This is a genomic window from Stieleria tagensis (genome assembly GCF_024129865.1).
GTDB lineage: Bacteria > Planctomycetota > Planctomycetia > Pirellulales > Pirellulaceae > Stieleria > Stieleria tagensis.
The window spans coordinates 42,141-66,514 of the sequence record NZ_JAMYFE010000066.1; the positions used below are offsets into that span (position 1 = coordinate 42,141).

The following is a 24,374-nucleotide window of genomic DNA, read 5'->3' on the forward strand; positions in this document are numbered from 1 at the left end:
GACGCCGCTATCACCCATCGGAGTCAAGGCTGTCTTTTGAGATGAATAGCAACCGTACTAGATACGCCGCAGTGCCAACGACGAAATCAACATATCAGCTGATTGCCAACGTCTAACATGAAGCCTGACGCTTAGCAGTGGTGGACGCGCTCCGACAAGACGCTTCCCGATTTTGAACCTCGGTTACAATTCGTTGGCGGGTTCGCTGAGTTCTGCGACATGCCATCGCCGCTGTTGACGCTTGAAACGCTAGCGACGGCCAACGCAGTCGACGTCCGCGGCAGATCTAGTCTGAGTGCGATACAAGTTTGCCTGAGCTGAATTGGAACTGCCAGACTTCGAGGAAACCGACACTAGCTGCAAATCAAAGTCTTCCCCGTCCTCGTGCGGTTGGGGGCCTGGTGGATGATTTTGGTGAATTCTGGAGATTGCCGTGAAATGAGGGAGATCACTTCCTCATTCACACTGTACAACCAAGATGCATCCGCATGGTCACGGCCACGGACGTCGCATCGTCACTTCTTCGCTCGACAAATAGAACATTCGAGTTGCTTAACAATCCGGTGGCCTTGCATTCTTTGTGTCGAGCGCGTCTGCGAGTTCTCTCATCTGCAACGTTAGGAAGATGTACTCTGGGCAAATTCCATGGGAGCCGTGGACGTATTGGTTCCTGAGCCTGGGGATCAAGAATGCGAGGGCGTCGCAATGAGTTTTGGCTTCTCGCAGGCCAGCCTGGATCTGATTGTTGAAAAACGTCTCCACCGGAATAGGTCGCAAATCCGAGAACACCGCATCCGTGACGATTTTTTCGTCGACTGCCAGTTTGAACAAATTGGCGAAAGACTCCGCGGCGCTGGCGAAGTGCAATCGCATTGTGATTTCCAGCCCAAAGACGGACTGGAAAAAGGCGACTGCCGAGAGTTCGTAATCATCTCGCGAAAGAGAAACGAGTTTCCCCGCGACGCGAAAGAACGCAAGACCGCGCCAGTGGAGTTCACGGGCTTCGTCCAGCCAGTGCGCTTTGGTGTCAAAAAACGCTGCGGTCAGCCCCATGTATTCCCATCTCACATCCATGTTGTCTCTTGGGTGCACGTCAAAATTGAGAAGCAGAAGTTTGATTTTTGCTCATTGTAGTTGCCGCTTTGTTGCAGAACAGGTTCGGGTTTGGCAACGTGCTTGGAGTTTGTTCGCGCTAGCTTGAGACGCATGCAAGTTTCCATCCGCTGATTCAGCCGAAGAAACAACGCAGCTCGAATAACCATTTGTCACCATCCAGAGCTTCGCTAGACCACGAGCGCATCGACTGGTACATCCCCCCTGTTCAGCCTGTTAGACTGCTGCCTGCCTGGATGACCAGGAGGCGTTCCCATGTAGGGAGACGCCGACGAACTTGAGATGCATTTTGTGATCTGGAAATGGCGGGCGGATGGGTCAGCAATCAGAAAATTTGGCGGTGGGACAGATCGCTCGGATTCGGCAACGGACCTACTTGGTCGAGCAGATCGTCAAGCCGAAACGTGTCGCAGACAGCACGCTCGTGAAGCTGTCCTGCATCGATGACGACAACCAAGGTGCGCCTCTTGAAGTTCTCTGGGAAAAAGAACTCGATCCGCAAGTGTTGACGAGTGAAGCCTGGGAGTCGATTGCCGCGAAGGGGTTTGATGAATCCAAGGTGTTTGCCGCCTACTTGAACACGCTCAAGTGGAACTGCGTCACATCGACCGATCCGAAACTCTTCCAATCACCGTTCCGTGCAGGCATCCGACTCGACGCCTATCAGCTGGAACCTCTGCGAAAGGCGTTGTTGCTGCCTCGCGTCAACTTGTTCATCGCTGACGATGTAGGTCTGGGGAAAACAATCGAAGCGGGACTCATCGCCCGAGAGCTTTTACTGCGGAAGAAGGTCCGCGAGATCTTCGTTTCCTGTCCGCCGTCGATGTTGCTGCAATGGAAAGAAGAACTTGAATCACGGTTCGGCCTTACCTTCGAGATTCTCGACAAGGAATACATGAAGCGTGTTCGCCGCGAGCGTGGCTTCAGCGTCAACCCTTGGAGCACCCACACTCGGTTTTTGATCTCGCATCGGTTGCTCATTGACGAGGCCTACGCTGGCCCACTTCGCGATCATCTCGGCACCTTCCGCAGCGGCTCGTTGTTCATCCTCGACGAAGCCCATCATGCGGCCCCTTCAAGCGGCCAAAAATACGCGATCGACTCGCAAATCACTCGGTCGGTCCGCGACTTGGCTCCGAGGTTCGAGCATCGGCTATTCTTGTCGGCCACGCCGCACAACGGGCACTCCAACAGTTTCTCGGCACTACTTGAAATCCTAGATCCCCAACGCTTCTGTCGCGGAGTTCCCGTATCCGCCAAGCATCGCGACGAAACGATCGTTCGCCGAATCAAAGAAGACATCCGCGAGATTCAGGGCGGTTTCCCAAAACGCCGCGTCGTTCAGGTGACGATCGACGGGCTGTCCGAAGAAGCACCGGAACTGAAGCTTTCTCGATTGCTGAATGAATATCGACAAACACGAGAAGAGCGTCTCAGCAGTGAAACCAAACGGAAGCAGGCCGCTTCGGGTTTGCTCATCACCGGACTGCAGCAACGGTTGCTTTCATCCATCGAGGCTTTCGCCAAGACGCTAAAAGTCCACCGCAAGACCGTCAAGCGTCAGTGGGAAAAGATGCAGGCCGAGGCGATCACCGAAGCGGAAGCACCGCGTCACGCCGACCTCTTATCCGGTAGCGTCGACAGCGATGACGAGCGTGCATCGCTTTCCGAAGAAGAAATGTCGCGCGAAGTCGCCTCACAAGTGGAAGCGGTATCGGCCAGCACGATGGGGCCGACCGACGACGAGGGCTCCAGGGGGCTCTTCGCTCGCGAGCAACAATTGCTCGAACAGATGACTGACGTCGCCGAACAAGCACGTGGTAAGACCGATGCCCGCACCGAAAAGCTGATCGAGTGGATTCGCGACAACATGTGTCCAGATCTGGGCAAGAAGGGTGCCCAGTGGAATGACACCCGCGTGCTGATCTTCACCGAGTACGACGACACCAAACGATATCTGGTCAGCCGTCTGGAAGCCGCCATCGCCGGCAGCGACCGAGCCGACGCACGAATCAATATCTTTCACGGCCCCACGCCGCCGCCCAAACGGGAGGAGATCAAGCAGGCATTTAACACCGACCCCAAGAAACATCCGGTGCGAATCCTGATCGCGACCGATGCCGCTCGTGAAGGCCTGAACCTGCAAGCACACTGCAGCAACCTGTTTCACTTCGACGTGCCTTGGAACCCGAGCCGCATGGAGCAACGCAACGGGCGAATCGACCGCAAGCTGCAAGCCAAAGACGAAGTCTACTGCCACTACTTCGTTTACAAGCAACGTCCGGAAGACCGCATTTTGCAAGTGCTGGTCCGCAAGACCGAAACGATCCGAAAAGAACTCGGCAGTCTGTCGCAAGTCATCGACGCCAAGCTCACCAAGTCGATGAGCCTGGGTATTCGTCACGGTTCGATCGACGACATGGAAGCCGAGATTGACTCGACCGACATCGAAGACAATCGCAGAGCCGCGATCGAAGACGAACTCGAATCGTCTCGGATGCGGCAAACCGAGCTTCGCGAACAGATCGACCGACTGCGAACGCTACTCGAAAAGTCCCGCAAGAGCATCGGGCTGAGCGACGAACACTTTCAGTCCGCCATTTCGTGCTCGCTCGCGTTGCTTGGCACCGAGACGCTCGACGAAACCAAAGACGACAACGGTGCCACCTGCTTCACCTTTCCCGCCATCGACGAACGTTCCGGTGCCGACCCAACCTGGGCCGAAACGATGGACACGTTGCGGGTTCCTCGAAAGCGAGATCAGAAACTGTGGGAGTGGCGACGATCCTCGCCCATCCGGCCGGTCGTCTTTGAAGACCCCGGCGTCGTCGGCGACGATCTCGTTCATTTGCATCTTGAACAACGCGTCGTCCAACGGCTGCTCGGCCGGTTCACCGCTCAAGGGTTCGTCCATCACGATCTGTCCCGCGCTTGTTTCGCGCAGGCCACCGACTCGATTCCCCGCGTTGTGTTACTCGGTCGGCTGGCCCTTTACGGTGAAGGGGCCGCGAGGTTGCACGAAGAGCTAATTCCCGTCACCGCACGCTGGTCCGACCCAGCCATTCGCAAAGGGCCGCTTTCGCCGTACGCCAAAGACGCAGAGGCAAAAACGATAGGCCTGCTGGACGATTCGCTGCTAGGTGCAGGCGGGATCAAACTGACACCCGAAGTCGTCGAGCAACTTCAACAGTCCGCCGCCGGCGACATTCACGAATTACTACCGCATCTAGAAACCCGCGGCGAAGAATACGCCGCTGATGCGGAAAGAAAGCTTGCCGCCCGAGGGACCGCGGAAGCAAAGGCAATGCGTGAGATTTTGGAAACGCAACGCAAACATATCTCGGACACAATCAAGCGAATCTCCAAGCTCGATCCGAATCAAATGCGATTCGACTTCGGTGAAATCGACGACGAACTACTGCAGCTCGACGCGAACAAACGCTACTGGGCCAAACGCCTGGAAGAATTGCGTGACGAACTCAAGACCGAGCCTGATCGCATCGCGAGCATCTACGACGTCCAAGCCAAGCGGATCGAACCGGTTGGTCTCGTTTACCTCTGGCCAGTGACGGGTTAGTGATTAGTTGTTGGTGATTAGTGATTAGAAGGAGGGAACATGGCAAGACACTATCGGGAACTGATCGCGTGGCAGAAAGCCATGGCGTTGGTGACGCACATTTACTCGATCACGAAAGGCTTTCCCGGCGACGAACGGTTCGGGCTCACGTCGCAAATGCGACGGTGCGCGGTGTCAATTCGTAGCAACATCGCAGAAGGGCAGGCGAGAAACACTACTGGTGAATTCAAACAGTTCATTGGAATTGCACGCGGATCGGTCGCAGAGTTAACAACACAAATTTTAATTGCGGAGCAACTTGGTTTTCTTTCCGCACCCAAGCAAACCATCGAAATGGCGGAAGAAGTGGGACGAATACTCACCGGCTTGTCGCAGTCGCTGAGAACTAATCACTAATCACTACCCACCAATCACTATGGCCAAAACACCCGAAGAATTCGCTCACATTGAATGGATCGGATACGTCCAGCCCATTGGCCTTGTCGTTTCCATTCCGGCGATGCTGGAGGCCCAGTGTTACGTCAACAAGAACATCATGGGCGAACATACCCGGTTCTTGGAATGTCTGCCGACTGACGACGCAGGGAACATCACACCGGAGATTCGTGACCTCCGCGAATTTGTCCAAGCCGTGCTCGGCTGGGAACCCGAAGACCTGATCACGCTTCCCCAACGAGGACCACTCCCCACTGAGCACACCAGCTTGGAAGTCGTCCTGCCCCAGTACAACGAAACCCTGCGACCCACCCACGTCGTCGCGGAATTCGCCCCTCAAACGAACAACCAAGAACCACCCGCTAATCACCAATCACTACCCACTAATCACTACCTCCTGTTGATCCAAGAACTGTCGACCGGTACCGACCTTGATTATGCTGGTGAAGCCGATAGCAGTCGCCATTGGAACGCGTCGCCGCAGGCCAAATTCGAGCGGTTGCTGCGCGAGACCGAAGTGCCGATCGGCTTGCTGTCCAACGGCCGCTCCCTGCGACTGGTCTATTCGCCGCGTGGGGAAACCAGCGGCTACGCGACGTTCAATGTCGACGAAATGTCGCAAGTCGCCGGCCGGCCGATGTTCGCTGCCCTGCACATGCTGCTGTCCGCCGAACGCATGTTCTCGATGGGCGACAACCAGCGTTTGCCCGCGATCCTGGCCAACAGTCGCAAGTACCAAAACACAGTCTCGACGGAATTGGCCGAGCAAGTCCTGGCGGCGCTCTACGAATTGATGCGAGGATTCCAAGCTGCCAACGACGTTCGCGGCGGTGAATTACTCTCCGGCGTGCTCGCCCGCGATCCCAACCAAGTCTATTCCGGGCTGCTGACCGTACTGATGCGGTTGGTGTTCATCCTGTACGCCGAAGACCGTGACTTGCTTTCCAGCGATCCGGTCTACAGCAACCACTACAGCGTCACCGGTCTATTCGATCGACTGCGAGAGGACGACGGGCGGTTTCCGGACACGATGGATCAGCGATTCGGTGCCTGGAGTCAACTCGTAACGCTTTTTCGTCTGGTTTATGAAGGCGGCCAGCACAGCGAATTCAAACTTCCAGCCCGCAAAGGCTACCTGTTCGATCCAGAAAGGTACCCTTTCTTGGAGGGGCGGGTGGCGAGTGGTGAGTGGCGTGTGGGTCGAACTAATCAGTCGGAGCAGAATGATGATTCAGAGTTATCGCGATCTCGAAGTTTGGCAAAAAGCGATGGACCTGTCGGTGGAGTGTTACCGGGTGACGAAGAGCTTCCCGAAGGACGAGCTCTTCGGGATGACCAGCCAGATTCGCAGGGCAGCAGCCTCGATTCCAGCCAACATCGCCGAGGGGCAAGGGCGTCAAGGGACGAAGGAGTTTCTGAATTTCCTGGGGATCGCCAGGGGCTCGCTGATGGAAGTGGAGACGCATCTAATGCTTTGCCAAAGAGTCGAGCTGCTACCGGAGACGGAACTGAAGAAGCTCCTTTCGCTGAGCGACCAAATCAGCCGAATGCTGGCAGGACTTCGCAAATCGTTAGAGAAAAGGCTGTAGGCTTTCACCCTCCACACACCACTCACCACACTCCACCCCAAGTTCCGCGTGTTTCCGACGGCGTCGTTTTCCGGGTCTTGAAGAACCTACTCATCCTCGACGGCGAACGGCTCAGCTACCGAACGCTCGACGTCGAACAAATCGGCAGCGTTTATGAAACCGTGATGGGATTCAACTTGCAGGTCGCGGCCGGCAAGTCGATTGCGATCAGGCCCGTCAAGTCGCACGGTGCCCCGGCGACCATTAACCTCGACGAGCTACTCGAGACGCCGGGCAAAGACCGAGCCAAGTGGCTCAAAGAGTACGCGGACCAGAAAGTCGGCACCGCCGATGCCAAACTTCTGAAGGCCGCAACCAACCTCGAAGAATTACTGACCGCCCTCGACAAGAAGATCGCCAAGAAAGTCACACCGCGCGTTGTCCCGGCCGGCGCGATCGTGTTGCAACCATCCGACGAACGACGCCGCAGCGGATCGCACTACACCCCGCGATCACTGACCGAACCGATCGTCCGCACGACGCTGGAGCCGATCTTGAAACAGTTGTGCGATCCCGAGGCACCCGCACCAGCGGTCTACTCGCCAAGCAAAGAAGACAAGAAACGCTACACCCAGGGCGAACTCGATGCCCGTGTTCGGTTGTCGCAGAAAGCCGTCGAGCATGCGCGGCGGGCACGCGAGATTGGCACGCCGCATCCGTCGCAAATTCTGGATTTGAAGGTCTGCGACCCCGCGATGGGCAGCGGTGCGTTCTTGGTCGAAACCTGTCGCCAATTGGGCGATGAATTGATCAAAGCGTGGTACGCCCATGGCGGGGTGGAGAGCGGTGAGGGGCGAGTGGAGGGTGACGAAAACTCAGTCCAAAACTCACCACACTCCACTCACCACTATCCACCCGTAATCCCGCCCGATGAAGACGAAGTGCTGTACGCGCGGCGGTTGGTGGCGCAGCGTTGTTTGTACGGCGTCGACAAGAACTTCATGGCCGTCGACTTGGCCAAGCTCGCTTTGTGGCTGGTCACGTTGGCGCGGGATCACGCGTTTACGTTTTTGGATCATGCGCTGCGTCACGGCGATTCGCTGGTCGGATTGTCGCGAGAACAGATCATCGGCTTCCACTGGGAACCCAAGAAGCAGAAGAAGTTTGGCGAAGACTTGATCCAACGTCGGCTGGACCGAGCGACCGAAGCCCGCGCCAAAATTCTCAACGCGCGAGAGGACGTCGCCTACCGCGACCAGGAGCAAAAGATGGCGCTGGCCGAAGAAGCCCTCAGCGGCATCCGCTTGCTCGGCGATGCCTGCGTCAGTGCCTTCTTCGCCGGCAAGAAAAAGAAAGAGCGAGAAGACCGCGTCGACCAGTTGTTCGGGATCGCCAGCGCGTACCTGGAAAAGCTCAAAGAGGGCAAGCTCGACCACGAGCTACGCAAGTCACTCGAGGCCGCCGCGACGTCGCTGCAAGAAGGCGAACATCCGATCCCCGCGTTTCACTGGGAAATCGAGTTCCCTGAAGTATTCTCGCGTGAGAATGGTGGCTTCGATGCGTTTGTTGGAAATCCGCCATTTGCGGGACACATCACGCTGGCCTCATGCCATCGAGACTTTTACACCGATTATCTCCGCGAACAGCATCAGGGTTCGGGTGGCAAATGTGATCTTGTCGCCTTTTTCTTTCGGCAAACGTTCACGAACATTCGCGTTGGTGGCACGCTCGGCTTGATTGGCACGAACACAATTCGACAGGGTGCAACAAGAGCGTCTGGTCTTGGGGCAATCTGTAAGTCAGGTGGAAGTATTTTCAATGTCACTCGACGCCTTCGTTGGCCAGGAGTTGCTGCTGTCGTTGTAAGTATTGTTCATATCGCTAAACGGCTCGAAATAGCAGGCAAATTGGTCGACGGACGTGCTGTGGAGAGAATAACCAGCTTTCTATTTTCCGTCGGCCCGGAGACCGACCCACAACCGCTAAGAAGCGAAGGGGTTTATTGTCTTCAAGGAGCAGTCCTTCGTGGAAGCGGCTTCGTTTTTGCAGATGGAAAGCAACCTCCGAATACACGGGAAGATCTTTCTCGCATTTTGGATTCTGATTCAAAATATGCAGACGTATGTCGACCGATTGTCAATACGTCCGACATCTATGGCGAGGCTGCGGTTGACACAAGCAAAATCGCCATCGACTTTGGCGAAATGAGCTTTGAAGCTGCGTCTTCATATCCGCTATTCATGGAAGTGCTGCGAGAAACAGTTGCGAAAGAAAGAACTAAGTCGCAGGCAAAGTCGAGTGGCGCGGCCGCTGCAAGCAAGTACTGGGAATATAGCCATCCGGCAAGCCAGTTGTTTGAAGTGGCCCGAAGGCTTGATCGGGTTATTGCGATCGCAAAGACTAGCGAAACACAAGCATTTGTTTTCGTAGATCCAAATTGGCTGTTGTCGCAGTCACTAATTGTCTTTCCCGACGATTCGATCAGCCTTTTGGGTGTGTTACAAAGTCGATGCCATCTTGAATGGGCGAGCTTCTTCTCTTCAAGCTTCAAAGACGACGCACGTTACACCCCATCCGAGTGCTTAGTAACGTTCCCGTTTCCAGTCTCGTGGCGAGAGAATCAAAGTTTGGAGGAAGCAGCGAGCGTGTTTCTTGATCACCGAGATCGGACAAAGGTGAATTTGAATGAAGGATTAACCGACATCTTCAATCGTTTTCATAACCGGGATGAGCGTGACGCCGGCATTCTGAAACTCCGCGAGCTTCACGACGCGATGGATCGGGCGGTGTTGCGGGCTCACGGGTGGGACGACTTGGCCGAGACGGCTCGCTGTGAGTTCCTGCTGGACTACGAAGAGGAAGAGAACGACGCTCCGGGTGCGAAAAAGTCCAAAAAGAAAAAGCCCTGGCGTCTCCGCTGGCCCGACGAATTCCGCGACGAAGTCCTCGCCCGACTTCTCGAACTCAACGAACAACGACACAAAGAAGAATTGCTGCTAGCGAAGTCAAAGAAGAGCGAAGAAAAGCCAACGCCGGTGACCAAACGTGTCACTCGCCAAACCGAAGATGACTCTTCGCAAACGGAGCTGTTTTGATGGATCGGTTTCAAAGAAGCTACCTTCGTCTGATGGCCCGCGATGACTATCGAGAAAAGAAGCGGCAGGTGTTTCAGGACTGGGTTGGACAATTGTTCAAGAAAGCGCTCATAGGCGACTACGAGAATATCCGCCTGACTCAGGGCGACGGTGGCTTGGACGGGATCATTGTGAGCGAAGCGGCTGTGGTTGCTGTCTTCGCTCCTCGGAGGGCGACGCAATCTGAGCTGGAGAAAAAGATCGCAAGCGATCTGACGAGCGCGGACCAGACGCTGAAGGAGCGAAATGTCCAACTAAAGAAATTCATTTTTGTTCACAATGATGAAGGACTTACCAAGGGAGTGGGAACCTTGATGCTGCACCTTCAACAAGGTAAGCCCGGCGTGACGATTGAAATCTGGACGTTTGAAAGTCTCTGGACGTTGATGGAGACACTGTCGGAAGACGAGATTCAGGACTTACTCGGACTAGCACCGACTTCGGAAATGCTAGAGAAGCTGGAAATGCCTGCTGTTAGAGACGTGATCGAACACTTGGTGTCGGTTCAAGCGGAGCCGCCGGCTGTCGGAGAACTGACAATCCCAGACCCGGATAAGCTGCAATACAATGAACTAAGTGAAACCTGTCAGAATTTGCTTCGTGGCGGACGTTCCAAGCACGCTTTGGTGGCACGATACCTGGAAGGGATGACGGATTTGCGGACTGGTGAGGCAATCGCCGAGGGATTCCGCCAGAAATACGCCTCATGCAGCGAGGGCGGGATGCAGCCCGATGACACATTCGCGACACTTTGGCATTTCGCTGGCGGTAATCACTTCACGACACCAGTCCAGCACGCGGCCGTCACTGCAGTGCTGTCCCACTTTTTCCACACCTGTGACATATTTGAAAACGCACCCGAATCCACATGATCCTTCCAACAAAACACCTGCCGACAGAACGATCGCTGATTGCGATTGGTGCAGACATTGTTGGTTTGCTGGATGAACCAAAGTCGGTGTCGAAGCTCTGGCTGGATTTTCAGGAACTAAATGAACAGCGGAACCTGCGTCTGACGTTTGATTGGTTCACGTTGGCTATCTCGATGCTTTACGCGATTGATGCGGTTGAGCAATCCGATCATCGGCTACGTCGGCGTGGGGTAGCGGAATGATTCATCAAGTCACAAGCACGTTGGATACTTTCAAATCCGTTCGTTTGAAATCGGGGCTGAACTTAATCGTTGCTGAGAAGAGTAAGGGAGCGACAAGCCGGCAGACACGAAACGGTTCAGGAAAGTCGAGCTTTGTTCGGATCATCGACTTCTTGTTGGGATCAAAATGCGATGCCGATTCTATTTTTCGATCGGAGTCGCTAGCGGATGAGCAATTCAGCTTGTCTTTTGATCTGGGTGGTCATCGCACGTCGGCGACACGCGAGGGTAACGAGAAGAATCGGATCGTAGTTGACGGGGTGTTTGGTGACTGGCCGATCGAGCCGAAGCTTCATAAAGAAAGCGGCGTGTATCGGATCAGCAATACGAACTGGTGCAGTGTGCTGGGATCGTTGATGTTCGAGTTGCCAGATGACATCGAGTCCTACGGGCCAACCTTCCGCGCCATGATATCGTATTTTGTCCGGCGCGAATCGAGCGGTGCCTTTCAAGAGGCTCAGAAGCAATCGTCTCAACAGCAGAATTGGGACGTCCAAACCAATCTCTCTTATTTGCTCGAACTCGATTGGACGATTCCGCACGCATTGCAACAGGTTCGCTTGAAGGAAAAGTCGCTCGCAACTTTGAAGAAGGAAGCGAAAGGTGGTGCACTAGGTGCCTTGATCGGCAACGTTGGCGAGTTGCGGACGCGTTTGGCCGTTGCCGAGAAAGAAGCCAACCGATTGAAGAATGAACTCGCTGGCTTTCAGGTTTTGCCCGAGTATCACGAACTTGAGAAAGAAGCGTCTCTGCTTGCGATCCGAATCTCTGAGTTGACGAGCGAGAACACGCTCGACTTGGAGCGTGTGGAGTCGTTGTCGAGCCAACTAGAAACGGAACAATCGCCCGATGATTCCTTGCTGGAGAGCGTTTACCGCGAGGTCGGGATCGTGCTGCCGGAATTGGTGACCAAACGCTTGCAAGATGTTCGCAAATTTCATGCCGCAATCATTCGCAATCGCCGCATCCACCTTCAAAGCGAGATCGACGATGCGCAGGCTTCGATTGATCGCCGCGACTCGGAGAAAGCAAGACTGGATGATCGCCGTCTGGAAATCATGACCACGCTAAACAGTCATGGTGCCTTAGATCAGTTCTCAAAACTTCAGGAGGAACTGTCTCGTCAGCAGGCGACCGTTGAAGAACTGAAAAAGAAAGCTGCTTTGGCAAAACAGCTCGATTCCGAGACCACCGAATTGACGATTGAGCGGGCGAGGATCAAGCAACGTCTAACGACAGACCTCGACGAGAAGGCGGACAAGCTCAACGAGTCGATCGTGATTTTCGAGGAATTCTCAAAGCAGATTTCTGATCACGAAGGAAGTTTGGTCATCGAACCGAAAGACAATGGACCTGAGTTCTCCGTCAATGTGGAAGGCAAAGAGAGTAAGGGCATCCGCAACATGCAAATCTTCTGTTTTGACATGACGCTTGCGGTGCTTTGGTCGAAACGAAAAGCGGGGCCAGGATTTCTGGTTCACGACAGTCACTTGTTCGATGGGATGGATAGTCGACAAGTTGCCCGGGCCATCGAGATCGGTGCGATGCAGTCGAAGCAACATGGGTTCCAGTATGTCATCTGCATTAACTCGGACCAGCTTGAATCTGCTGAGTTTGCGAACGGATTCGATCCGACGGAGTATCGAAACCCTGTTGAGATTACTGACGCGTCAGAAACGGGTGGGATTTTCGGGATGCGGATTAAATGACAGAAAGCTGCTTCGGCGAATTTCTATCGTCGTTACCTTGCATCGTCACCACGAACAAAGCCCCCCAGCTTCTGCTCCCAAGACAAACTCCACACCCGACTCATCCTCCACGGTCGCGAGGATGAAGGGAATTTGTTGCAGCTGACGTTTTGAACTCAGAATCCAGTTTGTTTCTATTGGTTTTCAACAGTGACTTAGCATGGTTAAAAAGAAAGCTCCCGCTCCTGCTGTCGATCCAGACGATGACAGTGGTGCATCCGAAACGGAGGTCATTGCGTTCCGTGGAGACTCGAAACTAGATGAGGAAGCGCTTCGTGCTCATTTAGCGGCTGTACTGCGTCTTGAACATATCGGCGTTCTGCTGGGTGCCGGTGCATCTGTTGGTGTGGGTGGGATGACGATCAATACGCTCTGGGAAGAATTCACAACGGAGTTCAATGATTCCTTTGAGACTCTGAAAGAGCACAGTTTTGTCGAAGATGACGAGATTCCAAATCTTGAGGAGGTAATGGACGACCTGCAAATTGCAGTACTCGATGCCACGCGACGCGAGGCTGTCGAAAAGGAAGATCTTGTTGCTGCGCAACTAGATTTACGTCGAGCAGTTGTTTCGGCGTCGGTTCTTCAACAGGGTTACTGGGAAGACCCGCTCAAGGTGCGCGATATCCCTCCGCAGCTTCAAGATCACTGTCAACTATTGCAAAAGATACGTGGTGCTCGGCAGCCAGGGCAGGCCGCTCCTTGGATATTCACGCCAAACTATGACTTGGCCATCGAATGGGCCGCCGAAGCCGTCGGGCTTGAGGTAATGAACGGGTTTCGAGGTTTGCACAACCGAACATTCTCTCCTCATGCTTTTGATCTTGGGCTTCGCAACACTCTTGCACGGGGTGAAGCCAGGTTTGGTTGCTACGAAGTGTATCTCGCAAAACTACACGGTTCGCTCACTTGGATTGCTTCGGATGACGACTGTGTTGTCGAGAAATCGGGCGAGACCCTATGGCCGAAGATTCGTGAATTCCGAGACAGCGGGGAAGACGATTTTGGTCAGGAAATGGTATTCCCGAGCGCTGCGAAATACATGCAGACCGTTGGGTTCGTGCTCGGCGAGCTGTTCCGACGTTTCACCGAGTTCCTCAACCGTCCTCAGACAGCGCTAATCGTCAACGGTTACTCGTTTTGCGACGATCACTTGAATCGCATCATTCTGTCTGCGTTGCAAAACCCAACGCTTTCCTTGGTTGTATATGCGCCGGCCGCGGTCATCGGAGAAGATGGCCCGGAAGTTGGACCAGAGTACGGCTCATTGCAACGTCTTGTCGCATTGAAGTCTCCGCAGGTTACGATTGTCGGCGGGGGACCGCGAGCCTTTTTTGATAAGCTCGTCGCCGATCTTCCCGACCCAGCAATTTTTGATGAGCGTTCTGCAGAAATCACGAAGATGATCCGTGAGATCAAGGGTGGTAAGAATGCTTGATCGTGCAGTCTTCGGATATGTCGTGTCGATTGACGGGCCGGCCGTTATCTTAAATCTTCGCAGCGAACATCGCGGTTTCGTTGCTTCGCATCGCCAAGGTATTTCCGGCCTACTTGAGAACGGAAGCCTCTTTGGTGTTAGCAGCGGCTCTTCGATTCTCGTGTTGCGTGTCCTTAGCCTTCAGTTCGCTGAGCCTAAAGAAGTCCACTTGCATCTTCGCGAAGCAGCGGCCGATCGGGATGAGCCGCTCAGGAATTTGAAGGCGATATGTGTTGGTCGGCTAAGTAAGAAATCTAAAGCGCTGCAATTTGATGGCGACGCTCTGGCTTCTCCGGCGTTGGGTGCCGAGGCATTTCCACTGACGGACATGGAGCAACGAGCTATTCACTGTTTGCCGGAAGACAGCAGTCCACAAATTTCACTTGGTACAACCCTTCGCGGATCTGGCAGTCTCGACGTCACCCTAAATCAACTCTTGCCGCGCCATATCGCGGTTCTCGGCGGAACAGGTCAAGGGAAAAGCTGCTTTACCGCCGCGATGCTTCAACAAATGCTGCCTTGCGATTCCGCAAGGATAGTTGTGTTCGATATCAATGGAGAGTACGAGCGCGCGTTGCGGCCTTTTTGCAAGGAAGGCGAATTTAAGATCACAAGGCTGGGTGGCGATCCAGACAATGATGGTTATCGGTTACCGTATTTCGCCCTTGGTCGTGCGGGGCTTTCACGCCTTTTGCTTCCGAGCGAAAGGACACAGCGACCCGCACTGAATTTCGCCCTTGAATCTCTGCCGTATGTCGAACACTCAGACGGTGGTGCCTGCCTCACTGGTGAAGAAGAAGCTTGTCTCTTTGACGACTGTCGACCTGGCAAGGAAAATGAGGCGGCACGGACTATCGAGAGCTTGCGTAATCCAAGTGAATTGGACAGGGCGGAAATTTGGCCTCCGATGGCGGCATTGAGTTGCCTAATTGCAGACAGTCAGTGCCTACGCAAGAACAATCAGCAACGATGGGAACGGCAATCATTTCACTATTCCAATGTCGCCCCGCTGATTGATCGTGTTCGCCGCAAGATTGACGATCCAATGTTTACTCAAGTTGTCAATGTTGAAGGTGGAGATCGGGTGAGGGGGAGTTGGGGATCGCATTCAACATCCCTCGTCAAACGGTTTTTCGGCTCGCCGAGATCGACATGGAAAGTTCATGTTGTCGACCTAAGGTTGGTGACGCACGATTTGCTTCCTGGCGTGTTGGGTTCACTGCTAGAGCTCTTCGCTTACGATTTATTTCGGAAAGGGCAAGACGCAACATATCCGACGTTGCTGGTTCTCGAAGAGGCGCATCACTATCTCAGGTCAGTGACGCTAGAGGACGGGTCGACGGCAGATGCGTTAGCTTACGAACGGCTTGCCAAAGAGGGACGAAAGTTCAATCTCTCGCTTTGGATAAGCACGCAGAGGCCTTCTGAGGTTTCAAGTACTGTCTTGTCGCAATGCGGCACGTGGGCGTGCTTTCGCTTGACCGGGCAGTCTGACGTACAGGCTGTCGGCACAGCAACAGAATGGCTCGACCGAAGGGAGATTTCGGCTATCTCAGGGCTGCCACGTCAGCAAGCGTTAGTGTTTGGTTCAGCCATTCCGCTCCCGACACGCGTTCGCATCCCCAACGCCAACCCAACACCAAAGTCGAATGACCCGCAGTTTGAGAGATGGAATGTCAAAGCCGGGGAGAATCCATGATCCCGGATGCATTTGAACGTACCGTTCGGATTCCCGTGCAGTGGATCGACGGACAGTGGCAGTTGATCGGTGGTGGAAAGCTGCCGGAGCTGAAGCCGAACGTTTGCGCTGAATTGTTCATGCCCGCGATTGCATTGGCGATTGATGAAGAACGCGAGCGTTGGACGGCGGGGGAAACCGTCGTTTTCTTGACCGCGGGAACGGAACTGCTTGCGCAGGTGAATCGAAACCGCGTTCCTGGTCCGCTGAAAGAGAAAGCACTTGATAAGCCTCATAAAACGGGGCATCCCAGCGCCTACGTGCCAATCAAGCTTTTAACCGATGTGTCGCTGTCGTTGATTCCGGGGAAGAAGGCGGGGCTTGCCGGCGGACGTTGCCGTGTTGCTTCGTTGGACATTGAAGTGGGTAGCATCAATGAGGCACTCACCAGGATCAGTCGAGAGTTTGAACCCGATCGAAAATCTTTCGGCGGAAGCGTTTTCTTGAAAGTGTTCATCGAACGAGATTCACGATTGATTTCGTTGGATGACCTTCGCGATCAAAGGACCAACGTGGCGGCATTGGAGGCTGCACGGCCTCGCGATCGGTGCGATTCGTGGCTTGAACTGTCCGTGTCGTTGTCTCGAGTGTCAGACATTTGGAATGCTCATCAGCAACAGCTCGCGTCTGATGCCGTCTCGCAACGATTGGTTGCGAGAACTCAAGCGATGCCTATGCCAGCAGGCTCAAATGAGTTGCTTGAAAAGGCAGCATCGGAGTTTTTCGACTTCCGGACCAAGACGTTGATCCATTCGGATGCGGGACTGATTGAGCTGATGGATCGCTTTCACGATCGGATTGACACCACCGAAGAAATCCAAAAGCTCAGAGGACTCCATGAAGCCATGGACCGAGCGGTTCTTAGTGCGTACGGATGGCAAGATTTAGCACTGTCGGCGAGATGTGAGTTCCTTCCGCCGCCCGGAGTGAAGCAATCACGTTTCTTTCGTCGTTCAGCACAAGATGAAAAGGAGATGCGACTACGTTGGCCTGATGAATTTGGGCAGCAGGTGCTTGATCGTCTAATTAATTTGCCCGATGTTGCAGTGGATCACGAAGATCGGTCGCAGGGTGAGGTGTCATGACGTCGTACTTCATTCATCAAATCGACGCTAGCCTTTCGGAGGATTTGGAACAGCTCGGTACCAAACCGAAGTTCTGGTTCACATTAAGAAATCATCGAACGTTGTTCAAAGCAGACAATCGCGAGACTGGTGAGGACTGGGCTGAAGTGATCGCCGCGGGGATCTGCGAGCTGCTCGGTCTACCGCATGTTCCGTATGAACTTGCGCATGACACTCGCAATGATCTGCCCGGCGTTGTTTGCCCCAATATCGCAACGAAGCCGAGGGCGCTTGTCTTGGGCAATCAATTGATGGTCGAGTTCGATCCGGAGTATCCCGCCGAGGACGAGAAGAAGTACGGCGTTCGCCAGCATACGGTGTCGGCCGTTGCGAAAGTTCTCGAGACATTGGATCCTCCGCCGATCGACGAGTATTGGCGTCCAGAGGGTGTGTGCAGCAGTGCGGTGGATGTTTTCATTGGCTATGTGATGCTGGACACCTTGATCGCCAACCAAGATCGTCACCATCAGAACTGGGGTGCGATTCGGGAAGGCAGCCGAAGTTGGCTCGCGCCGACGTTCGATCATGGAGCGGGACTGGCTCGCAACGAACCCGACGTCAAACGCCGACGTCGTTTAGATGCCGGTGATCGTCAGCGGCAACTGGAAGCTTTTGCCCGACGAGCCAAGTCCGGTTTCTACGGCTCAACCGCGGACAGCCGAACGTTGCGTAGCCACGATTGCTTCGCAAAATGGCGGCAGATCGACGAATCCGCCGGTGTCTTTTGGATTCAGCGCCTCGGCGGCATCGAGCGTCATCAATTTGCGGAACTGATCGAGCAAGTGCCCGAAGCGAGGATGACTCGGTCGGCGAAAGAATTTACACTGGAGCTACTGTTGATCAATCAACGATTGTTGCTTTCTGAAGGAACCGGAATCTCGTGAAACCCATTTCGTCACTCTTTGTCGCTTGGCACACCGAACAGCCAAGCCCTCGATGGGGGCCAGTGGCGAGGGTAGATGCGATGCGGTCATCCGTCGGTAACGCGGTGATTTATCGGTTCAGCTACACCGAAGGCGCTCGTAGCCTGGAAGGTTTCCGGCCGTTCGATGGAATGACGAATTTGGAAGCGGTGTACCATTCTGAAGCCTTGTTTCCGGTGCTGCTGAATCGGTTACTTCCAAAGTCACGCCCGGAATACAACGACTTTCTTCGCTGGAACGATTTCAATCCCGCCGATCCGCCGGAACCGTTGGTACTGCTCCAGCGGAGCGAGGGGATCAAGAAGACTGATGCGGTCGAGGTCTTTCCATGCCCGGTTCCTGATGACCACGGATGTTATTTGAATTACTTTTTCGTGCACGGGATGAGATATCAGCTAGATCGCAGCGAAGCGGTCCAAGCTTTGTCGCAGATGCATTCAGGTGACCGTCTGACGCTGCGTTGTGAACCCGACAATCCGGTCGACCCTTTTGCAGTCGCAATTGATTCCGGAAGCACACACATCGGCTATGCACCTCGCTACTTGGCTTACGATCTGACCCGGCTGCTGCGAGATTGCCCCAGCGGCACGGTCAATTTGTTTGCGCAGAAAGTCAATTCTGATGCCCCTTTTCAGCAACGACTTCTGTGTCGGTTCCAAGGATGCTGGCCGGCAGATTTCAAACCATGCAGCGGACCTGAGTTTGAGGTCATTCCCGAGTTGGTGGAAGTTTGACGGCGCGACCCTACGGGGACTTGGCGAATTTGAATTTTGTCAACCGTCCGCCGGATCGAATCTGGACCCGTATTTAAATTTGGCTGTCAAATGCGTTGCTTGGATTTGGGATCACATTCTTCGTTTTCCCACTTGCACTTGAAGTCATCTAGAGCGGAATAGACGTCCGAGATGGAGATGGCGGTTCGCTTCTTCGTGTTTCCGCTTACGATCATTGCAGCCTTGTTTTGATTGTGCCTGACTAACTTGATCAGCAGATCGCTCCCGTACATGGTTGAGCGCAGTCGCTGGGTATCTCTTTGGGAAGACTTCCAGCGGGGGTGTAAATCGTCAGACGTCGCCGTCTGTTGGGAGGGTTCTGCGCTGATACAATTGGCCCTCCCAAACCCTGCCGATTCGACAGCCCAGCATGAAGCCGTACTGATGAGCACAGAGCCAATCCAAGTTCGCCAATCGTTGCTGGATGCTTTGCAAGTGGATTTGATCGGTCCGTCAGGTGCGCTGGGCGATCATCGTGAGGTTTTGCCGCAGGCTCCTTCGCGTTGGTATTTGACGGGGTTCTTGGTGCCGACAGATGCTAATGAAGAACAACGGTTCGATCCCAATAGCGACGATGACGTCGATCAGGCCCCTGCAGTTGCAGGCGTGGACGAGAACGAGGAACCGGAAAAGTCGGCCGCACGTCGGTCGTACCTGCCGAGCAGCCTTGGGCTAAGTGTGTTGATTCCTACGGAGACGCGTGAGCTGCAAGCGATCGTTCGTTTTGGCGAGTACCTGCGTGCTGAGCAGGAAGACGGATCCAAGCAAGGATCTCCTGTCCAGTGGCGTCGCAATCTGCATGAACAGATCGTTTCAGTCGCTCTGGGCAGCAAGATTCCCGCACAGGGTGTGGTTCAGGTTCCCAGCAGTCGCGGCGTCGAGCTTGTTTGGTCACTTCGTGGCGTCCCAGACGGTGACATTGAAGGCGGGCTGCCCAAGGGAACGCGCAGCTTGTCCATGTTCGTAGTCAACCGACGTAGAGCTTCACCTGACGAAGTTCGTGATGAGGGCTTTATCTTTCAGGTCGAATTGGAGGTCCAGTGCGACACCTCGTTCATCGCTCGACCTAATTTACATAGTCTGGAAAGCGATGATTGGGACGAGCGTGTTTCGGATGTCCAGTATCGCGACTCATTCGAGTTCTCCGTTGGGCACAGCGTGGCGACAGAGTCTGTTGTCGAAGACGGACATTGCAAGACGGTCCGCACTTGCCATCTGCCCACAGCCGAAGTTGAAAAAGTAGCTCCGTCAAAGATCGACGGCGTGACACTGAACATGGAAACGCTCGCCTTCCTGCGGGATGGCGATGACGCGATCGAGCAGCTTGGCGGATGCGCCAGCAGCTACCGTGATTGGATTGACAAGCAATCGGCCGGGCTGGCGGGGCTTTCACCGCGGCGACTGGAAACAGCCAAAGAGCTTTTGCACCGTGCCCACTTGGCCGCCAAGCGTATTCAAGCGGGCATCGAGCTGTTGGCGGATCCCGATTGCTTGGAAGCGTTTCGGATTGCGAACAGAACAATGGCGGCTCAGGGCCGGCGTCGCTTGGCCTTGCAGTTAAACAAGGCACCCGAAGAGATCACGCCGGCTTGGCGACCGTTCCAGTTGGCGTTCATCTTGATGAACTTGAAGGGAATCGCGGCCCCCGTCAGCCACGATCGTGAACTGGTCGATTTGCTGTTCTTTCCAACCGGTGGTGGTAAAACGGAAGCGTATCTGGGATTGGCGGCATTCACACTGGTGCTGCGACGATTGCGCAATCCGGGCCTGACGTCAGCGGGTTTGAGCGTGCTAATGCGGTACACACTTCGACTTTTGACGTTGGATCAACTCGGACGTGCAGCGGCATTGATTTGTGCGCTGGAGTTGGAGCGACAGAAAGATGTCGAGAAGCTAGGGGAATGGCCATTCGAGATTGGATTATGGGTGGGCCGAGCGGCGACACCTAATCGGATGGGACGCAAGGGTGAGAACAATCGCGATTCTGCACGAGCAAAAACGATCGCGTTCAAAAACGATGACCGAAAGCCGTCGCCGATTCCGCTAGAGGAGTGTCCGTGGTGTGGAACCAAGTTTAAATCAAACTCGTTTCAGTTGGTACCCAATACTGACAACCCATCGGACTTGCGAGTCATATGTGCAAATCGCCGTTGTGAGTTTTCACGCAGTAATCCTTTGCCAATTCTTTCGGTCGACGAGCCGATCTATCGCCGTTTGCCATGCTTCCTGATCGCGACGGTTGATAAGTTTGCGGCGATGCCGTGGACGGGCGAAGTCGGCGGCTTTTTTGGCAAGGTTGACCGAGTCGATTCAGAAGGATTCTATGGTCCTTGCGACACGAGTTCGGGGCGTCCGCTGCCGGTTGATCGGCTTCCGCCGCCGGACTTGGTGATTCAGGACGAATTGCATTTGATATCAGGTCCGCTTGGAACCATGGTCGGCCTCTACGAGACGGCACTGGACGAGCTCTCGACGATTCAAGTCGATGGACAGGACGTTCGGCCTAAGATCATTGCTTCAACCGCGACGGTCCGGCGCGCGCTCAGCCAAATTCGATCCTTGTTCAATCGTCCTGACGTAGACGTTTTCCCGCCGCCCGGTCCGGATATTCGCGATTCGTTCTTTGCCCGCACCCACTCAACCTCTGAAAGCAACGCTCGCAAATACGTTGGCATCGCGGCTCAGGGACGCAGCCCCAAGGTCATCATGTTGCGGTTGTATCTGGCTTTGCTGGCGACATCGCAAAAAGCATACGAGGAATGCGGCGGCGCGAAAGCCGATTCCAATCCGGCCGATCCGTACATGACTCTGCTCGGCTACTTCAACAGTTTGCGAGAACTCGGTGGTGCACGTCGACTGATCGAAGACGAAGTACGAACACAGTTGACGGGCCGAGGCAGTCGAAAGCGTGTTGGTGAAATGGATGGTTTGTTCAAGGACCGGACGATCGCATACGAGCCGGTGGAATTGACCAGTCGGGTGAGTACGGACAAGGTTTCCGAGGCGAAGCGACGGCTCGAGCAACCCTTCAAAGGAAAAGACCGAGTCGATGTAGCGATCGCGACGAACATGATCTCAGTCGGCTTGGACATCACACGTCTGGGCTTGATGGTGTGCTTTGGGCAACCAAAGACCAGCAGCGAGTACATCCAAGCGACCAGCCGCGTCGGTCGTGACGACACGCGTCCGGGCCTCGTGATCACGATCCTGAACATTCACCGACCTCGTGACCGATCGCACTACGAGCGTTTCGCAGCCTTCCATGAATCGTTCTATCGCAGTGTCGAAGCCACCAGCGTGACGCCATTCTCGCCGCGAGCACTCGATCGCGGTCTTGCCGGCACGTTCATCGCATTGGTACGCCATGGGCACTTGCCAATGACGCCACCGCGTGGTGCGACCGAGATTTTGAAGGAAATGCCAAGTTTGCAGTTTGCGATCGAGCAACTTGCGGACCGCGCATTAGAAACCCACCACGATTCGTCCTCGCCCGATGCCGCGGAACTACGTCAGAAGGTCTTGGATCGCTGCAAGGATCTGCTGGATACATGGAGCACAATTGCGAAGGAGCTTCATGACACTGGCGGAGCACTTCAGTATCAAACCGAAGCCGGCAGTGCCCAACGACTGCTCTACGAATTCCTTAACCCCGAGCTAAAAACGTTGCCGCCTCGTCATAAGAAGTTTCGTGCCAACCGATCCATGCGTGACGTGGAACCGAGTGTGAATTTGTGGCTGAAGACGATTGACGGTGTTGAAATCGACGCGGAGGATGAGCAATGAGCAGAAAACCCGGAGCCCGTCCTCACGGCCAGATTCGACAGAGTCAGTTGATCACATCGTTTGGTCCAGGCTCAATGATGGACCTGCCCAATCACTCGGTTCTGATTGGCGGTCTCGATTCATGGTCGGGTGGCGGCGACGAAGTCATCGAACCTCGACTCGTCGAAAAATTGAAGCAGCTCTTTGATCCCCCGCTGCAAGTGCTGAAGCTGTTCAGCCCGCCGCCGGACAATGATGATCCGACTGCACCCCAAACCGGGATTACCGCATGGCAATTTCCCGAATGGTTTATCACGCAGGACGTGGATCGTGACGCCAGCTTCGGCATGGTGCGTGCGCGGATGCTGGTGCATCGAAACATGCTGACGAAAGGCAAGTTTGTCGACGACAATCGCAAGAAACGCAGTGTTGTCCCGGTTCGTTTTGTACGTGCTTGCCGTAACGGGCACATCGGTGACATCGACTGGTACAACTTCGTTCATGGTGGAAACACCGAATGTCGACGCCAGTTGTGGATTGAAGAGCGTGGGACGAGCGGTGACTTGGCGGAGGTCTACATCCGCTGCGAATGCGGTAAGGCCGAACGCAGCATGGCTTTGGCGATTGAACAGCCCGAAACGATGCTGCGTTGTGACGGCAAGCGTCCATGGTTGGGGGCGTACGCGAACGAGAAATGCGGCGAACCCAATCGCCTTCTGATCCGAACGGCGAGCAACGCTTATTTTACGCAGCTAATGAGTGTGATTTCGCTGCCAGACCGGAACGTTGAGCTTCGAGAAGCAGTCGAACTGGTCTGGGATTTCATCGGTGAAGTCGAGGACGTCGGCGAACTGAAGTATGAACGAAAGAAAGCCAAGGTCAATGCGGTCCTGGATGGCTACGAGATTGAAGAAGTGTTCGCCGAAGTCAAAATGCGACGCGGGCAATCCGCGGGGCCACCAAAGACGATCAAGCAAGCCGAAATGGAAACACTGATCGCTAGCAAAGACGAGCTTGGCGATGACAAGCCGGACGGAAATTTTTTCGCACGCACGCTGCCAAAGGAAATGTGGGACAAACCGTGGATGCAGTCGATCGAACGAATCGTCTTGGTGCATCGACTCCGCGAAGTAATGGCTCAAGTTGGCTTCACTCGGTTCGAGGCGGTTTCACCCGACATTGACGGCGAACTGGAAATGGGCGTTCGCCGAGCATCGCTAGCTCGAGAGATCACTTGGCTTCCGGCGGTGGAGAACCGTGGCGAGGGAATCTTTATTCAGTTCAAGAAGCACGTTGTCGAAAATTGGGCCTCTCGGCCAGAGGTTCAGTCCCGTGGCATGCGGTTGCTCGGTGGCTATGAAGCGTGGAAAGAGGAACGTAGCGGTGCGACTAAAAAGTTTGTTGAGGAAGGAGGGTTGCTGCCGTACGTCCTATTTCATTCATTCTCGCACATGTTGATCACGTCGGTTTCACTTGAATGTGGATACCCCGCCAGTTCCATCCGCGAGCGGATCTACACCATCCCCGAAGTTGGCTACGGAATGCTGCTATACACAGGAACTTCCGATGCCGAAGGGACACTCGGAGGGCTCATCCAGGTCGGACGTCGGATTGACGAACACATTCGAGGTGCACTTGAAATGGGTGAGCTTTGCTCGAACGATCCCGTGTGTGCTCAGCACGAACCAGCGAATCAGCACGAACGTCGGTTCTTGCATGGTGCCGCGTGTCACGGTTGCCTATTGATATCAGAGACATCGTGTGAACAACACAACGAATTCTTGGATCGAGCACTAGTGGTTCCAACGGTCGACAATCTTGGCATCGAATTCTTTTCAACGCGATAACT

16 protein-coding genes are annotated in these 24,374 nt (G+C 54.6%); 15 read left to right on the top strand and 1 reads right to left on the bottom strand.

Annotated features, from left to right (window positions below; genetic code table 11):
* Window positions 1-654 precede the first annotated feature (654 nt).
* From NHH03_RS16215 to NHH03_RS16225, 3 genes are all read left to right on the top strand, one after another.
* Complete coding sequence (locus NHH03_RS16215; RefSeq protein ID WP_253158007.1) at window positions 655-1,134, top strand: hypothetical protein; 480 nt, start codon at window positions 655-657, stop codon at window positions 1,132-1,134.
* A gap of 292 nt (window positions 1,135-1,426) precedes the next feature.
* Window positions 1,427-4,690 (top strand): DISARM system SNF2-like helicase DrmD, encoded by a 3,264-nt coding sequence (drmD, locus tag NHH03_RS16220; RefSeq protein WP_253158008.1) that lies wholly within the window; start codon window positions 1,427-1,429, stop codon window positions 4,688-4,690.
* Between the two features lie 39 nt (window positions 4,691-4,729).
* Window positions 4,730-5,086: a four helix bundle protein gene (locus NHH03_RS16225; protein WP_253158015.1), complete on the top strand. Its 357-nt coding sequence runs from the start codon at window positions 4,730-4,732 to the stop codon at window positions 5,084-5,086.
* Window positions 5,087-5,501: 415 nt separating this feature from the next.
* Here the strand turns inward: NHH03_RS16225 and NHH03_RS28395 are convergent, their stop codons facing one another.
* Complete coding sequence (locus NHH03_RS28395) at window positions 5,502-5,864, bottom strand: hypothetical protein (protein WP_253158016.1); 363 nt, start codon at window positions 5,862-5,864, stop codon at window positions 5,502-5,504.
* Between the two features lie 529 nt (window positions 5,865-6,393).
* On the opposite strand from NHH03_RS28395, the gene NHH03_RS16235 reads away from it, so the two are divergent.
* The 12 genes from NHH03_RS16235 to drmB all read left to right on the top strand — a co-directional run bounded on the left by NHH03_RS16235 (window position 6,394) and on the right by drmB (window position 24,372).
* Window positions 6,394-6,714 carry a four helix bundle protein gene (locus NHH03_RS16235; protein ID WP_253158115.1) on the top strand — a complete coding sequence of 107 codons (321 nt, stop codon included), beginning with the start codon at window positions 6,394-6,396 and terminating at the stop codon, window positions 6,712-6,714.
* 734 nt (window positions 6,715-7,448) lie between these two features.
* Window positions 7,449-9,788, top strand: coding sequence for an Eco57I restriction-modification methylase domain-containing protein (locus NHH03_RS28205; RefSeq protein ID WP_390895577.1), 2,340 nt, complete (start codon window positions 7,449-7,451; stop codon window positions 9,786-9,788).
* Window positions 9,788-10,699 (top strand): ABC-three component system protein, encoded by a 912-nt coding sequence (locus NHH03_RS16245; protein ID WP_253158020.1) that lies wholly within the window; start codon window positions 9,788-9,790, stop codon window positions 10,697-10,699. The genes NHH03_RS28205 and NHH03_RS16245 overlap by 1 nt, the downstream gene beginning before the upstream one ends.
* Window positions 10,696-10,941 (top strand): ABC-three component system middle component 6, encoded by a 246-nt coding sequence (locus NHH03_RS16250; protein ID WP_253158022.1) that lies wholly within the window; start codon window positions 10,696-10,698, stop codon window positions 10,939-10,941. Before NHH03_RS16245 ends, NHH03_RS16250 begins: the two co-directional genes overlap by 4 nt.
* A 221-nt stretch (window positions 10,942-11,162) precedes the next feature.
* Entirely contained in the window at window positions 11,163-12,689 is a 1,527-nt protein-coding gene (locus tag NHH03_RS16255; RefSeq protein ID WP_253158024.1) for an ABC-three component system protein, read from the top strand.
* A gap of 199 nt (window positions 12,690-12,888) precedes the next feature.
* Complete coding sequence (locus NHH03_RS16260) at window positions 12,889-14,166, top strand: SIR2 family anti-phage-associated protein (RefSeq protein WP_253158025.1); 1,278 nt, start codon at window positions 12,889-12,891, stop codon at window positions 14,164-14,166.
* A complete protein-coding gene (locus tag NHH03_RS16265; RefSeq protein WP_253158027.1) occupies window positions 14,159-15,904 on the top strand; it encodes an ATP-binding protein in 1,746 nt (581 codons plus the stop codon). The genes NHH03_RS16260 and NHH03_RS16265 overlap by 8 nt, the downstream gene beginning before the upstream one ends.
* Window positions 15,901-17,028, top strand: a complete 1,128-nt coding sequence (locus NHH03_RS16270; RefSeq protein ID WP_253158029.1) for a hypothetical protein — start codon at window positions 15,901-15,903, stop codon at window positions 17,026-17,028. Before NHH03_RS16265 ends, NHH03_RS16270 begins: the two co-directional genes overlap by 4 nt.
* Window positions 17,025-17,951, top strand: a complete 927-nt coding sequence (locus tag NHH03_RS16275; RefSeq protein WP_253158030.1) for a hypothetical protein — start codon at window positions 17,025-17,027, stop codon at window positions 17,949-17,951. The genes NHH03_RS16270 and NHH03_RS16275 overlap by 4 nt, the downstream gene beginning before the upstream one ends.
* Window positions 17,952-18,031: 80 nt before the next feature.
* Window positions 18,032-18,724: an HIRAN domain-containing protein gene (locus NHH03_RS16280; protein WP_253158032.1), complete on the top strand. Its 693-nt coding sequence runs from the start codon at window positions 18,032-18,034 to the stop codon at window positions 18,722-18,724.
* Window positions 18,725-19,147: 423 nt separating this feature from the next.
* On the top strand, window positions 19,148-22,546 hold the full coding sequence (drmA, locus tag NHH03_RS16285; protein ID WP_253158034.1) for a DISARM system helicase DrmA: 3,399 nt from the start codon (window positions 19,148-19,150) through the stop codon (window positions 22,544-22,546).
* The gene (gene drmB, locus NHH03_RS16290) at window positions 22,543-24,372 is read left to right on the top strand and encodes a DUF1998 domain-containing protein (protein ID WP_253158036.1); all 1,830 of its coding nucleotides are present in this window, start codon (window positions 22,543-22,545) and stop codon (window positions 24,370-24,372) included. The genes drmA and drmB overlap by 4 nt, the downstream gene beginning before the upstream one ends.
* Window positions 24,373-24,374 lie beyond the last annotated feature (2 nt).

Coding starts and splice junctions, on each gene's coding strand:
- NHH03_RS16280 (WP_253158032.1), top strand. CDS start 18,032: ATGCGGTCATCCGTCGGTAACGCGGTGATTTATCGGTTCAGCTACACC.
- NHH03_RS16235 (WP_253158115.1), top strand. CDS start 6,394: ATGGACCTGTCGGTGGAGTGTTACCGGGTGACGAAGAGCTTCCCGAAG.
- drmA (WP_253158034.1), top strand. CDS start 19,148: ATGAGCACAGAGCCAATCCAAGTTCGCCAATCGTTGCTGGATGCTTTG.
- NHH03_RS16265 (WP_253158027.1), top strand. CDS start 14,159: ATGCTTGATCGTGCAGTCTTCGGATATGTCGTGTCGATTGACGGGCCG.
- drmD (WP_253158008.1), top strand. CDS start 1,427: ATGGGTCAGCAATCAGAAAATTTGGCGGTGGGACAGATCGCTCGGATT.
- NHH03_RS16250 (WP_253158022.1), top strand. CDS start 10,696: ATGATCCTTCCAACAAAACACCTGCCGACAGAACGATCGCTGATTGCG.
- NHH03_RS16245 (WP_253158020.1), top strand. CDS start 9,788: ATGGATCGGTTTCAAAGAAGCTACCTTCGTCTGATGGCCCGCGATGAC.
- NHH03_RS16275 (WP_253158030.1), top strand. CDS start 17,025: ATGACGTCGTACTTCATTCATCAAATCGACGCTAGCCTTTCGGAGGAT.
- NHH03_RS16225 (WP_253158015.1), top strand. CDS start 4,730: ATGGCAAGACACTATCGGGAACTGATCGCGTGGCAGAAAGCCATGGCG.
- NHH03_RS16260 (WP_253158025.1), top strand. CDS start 12,889: ATGGTTAAAAAGAAAGCTCCCGCTCCTGCTGTCGATCCAGACGATGAC.
- NHH03_RS28205 (WP_390895577.1), top strand. CDS start 7,449: ATGGGCAGCGGTGCGTTCTTGGTCGAAACCTGTCGCCAATTGGGCGAT.
- drmB (WP_253158036.1), top strand. CDS start 22,543: ATGAGCAGAAAACCCGGAGCCCGTCCTCACGGCCAGATTCGACAGAGT.
- NHH03_RS16270 (WP_253158029.1), top strand. CDS start 15,901: ATGATCCCGGATGCATTTGAACGTACCGTTCGGATTCCCGTGCAGTGG.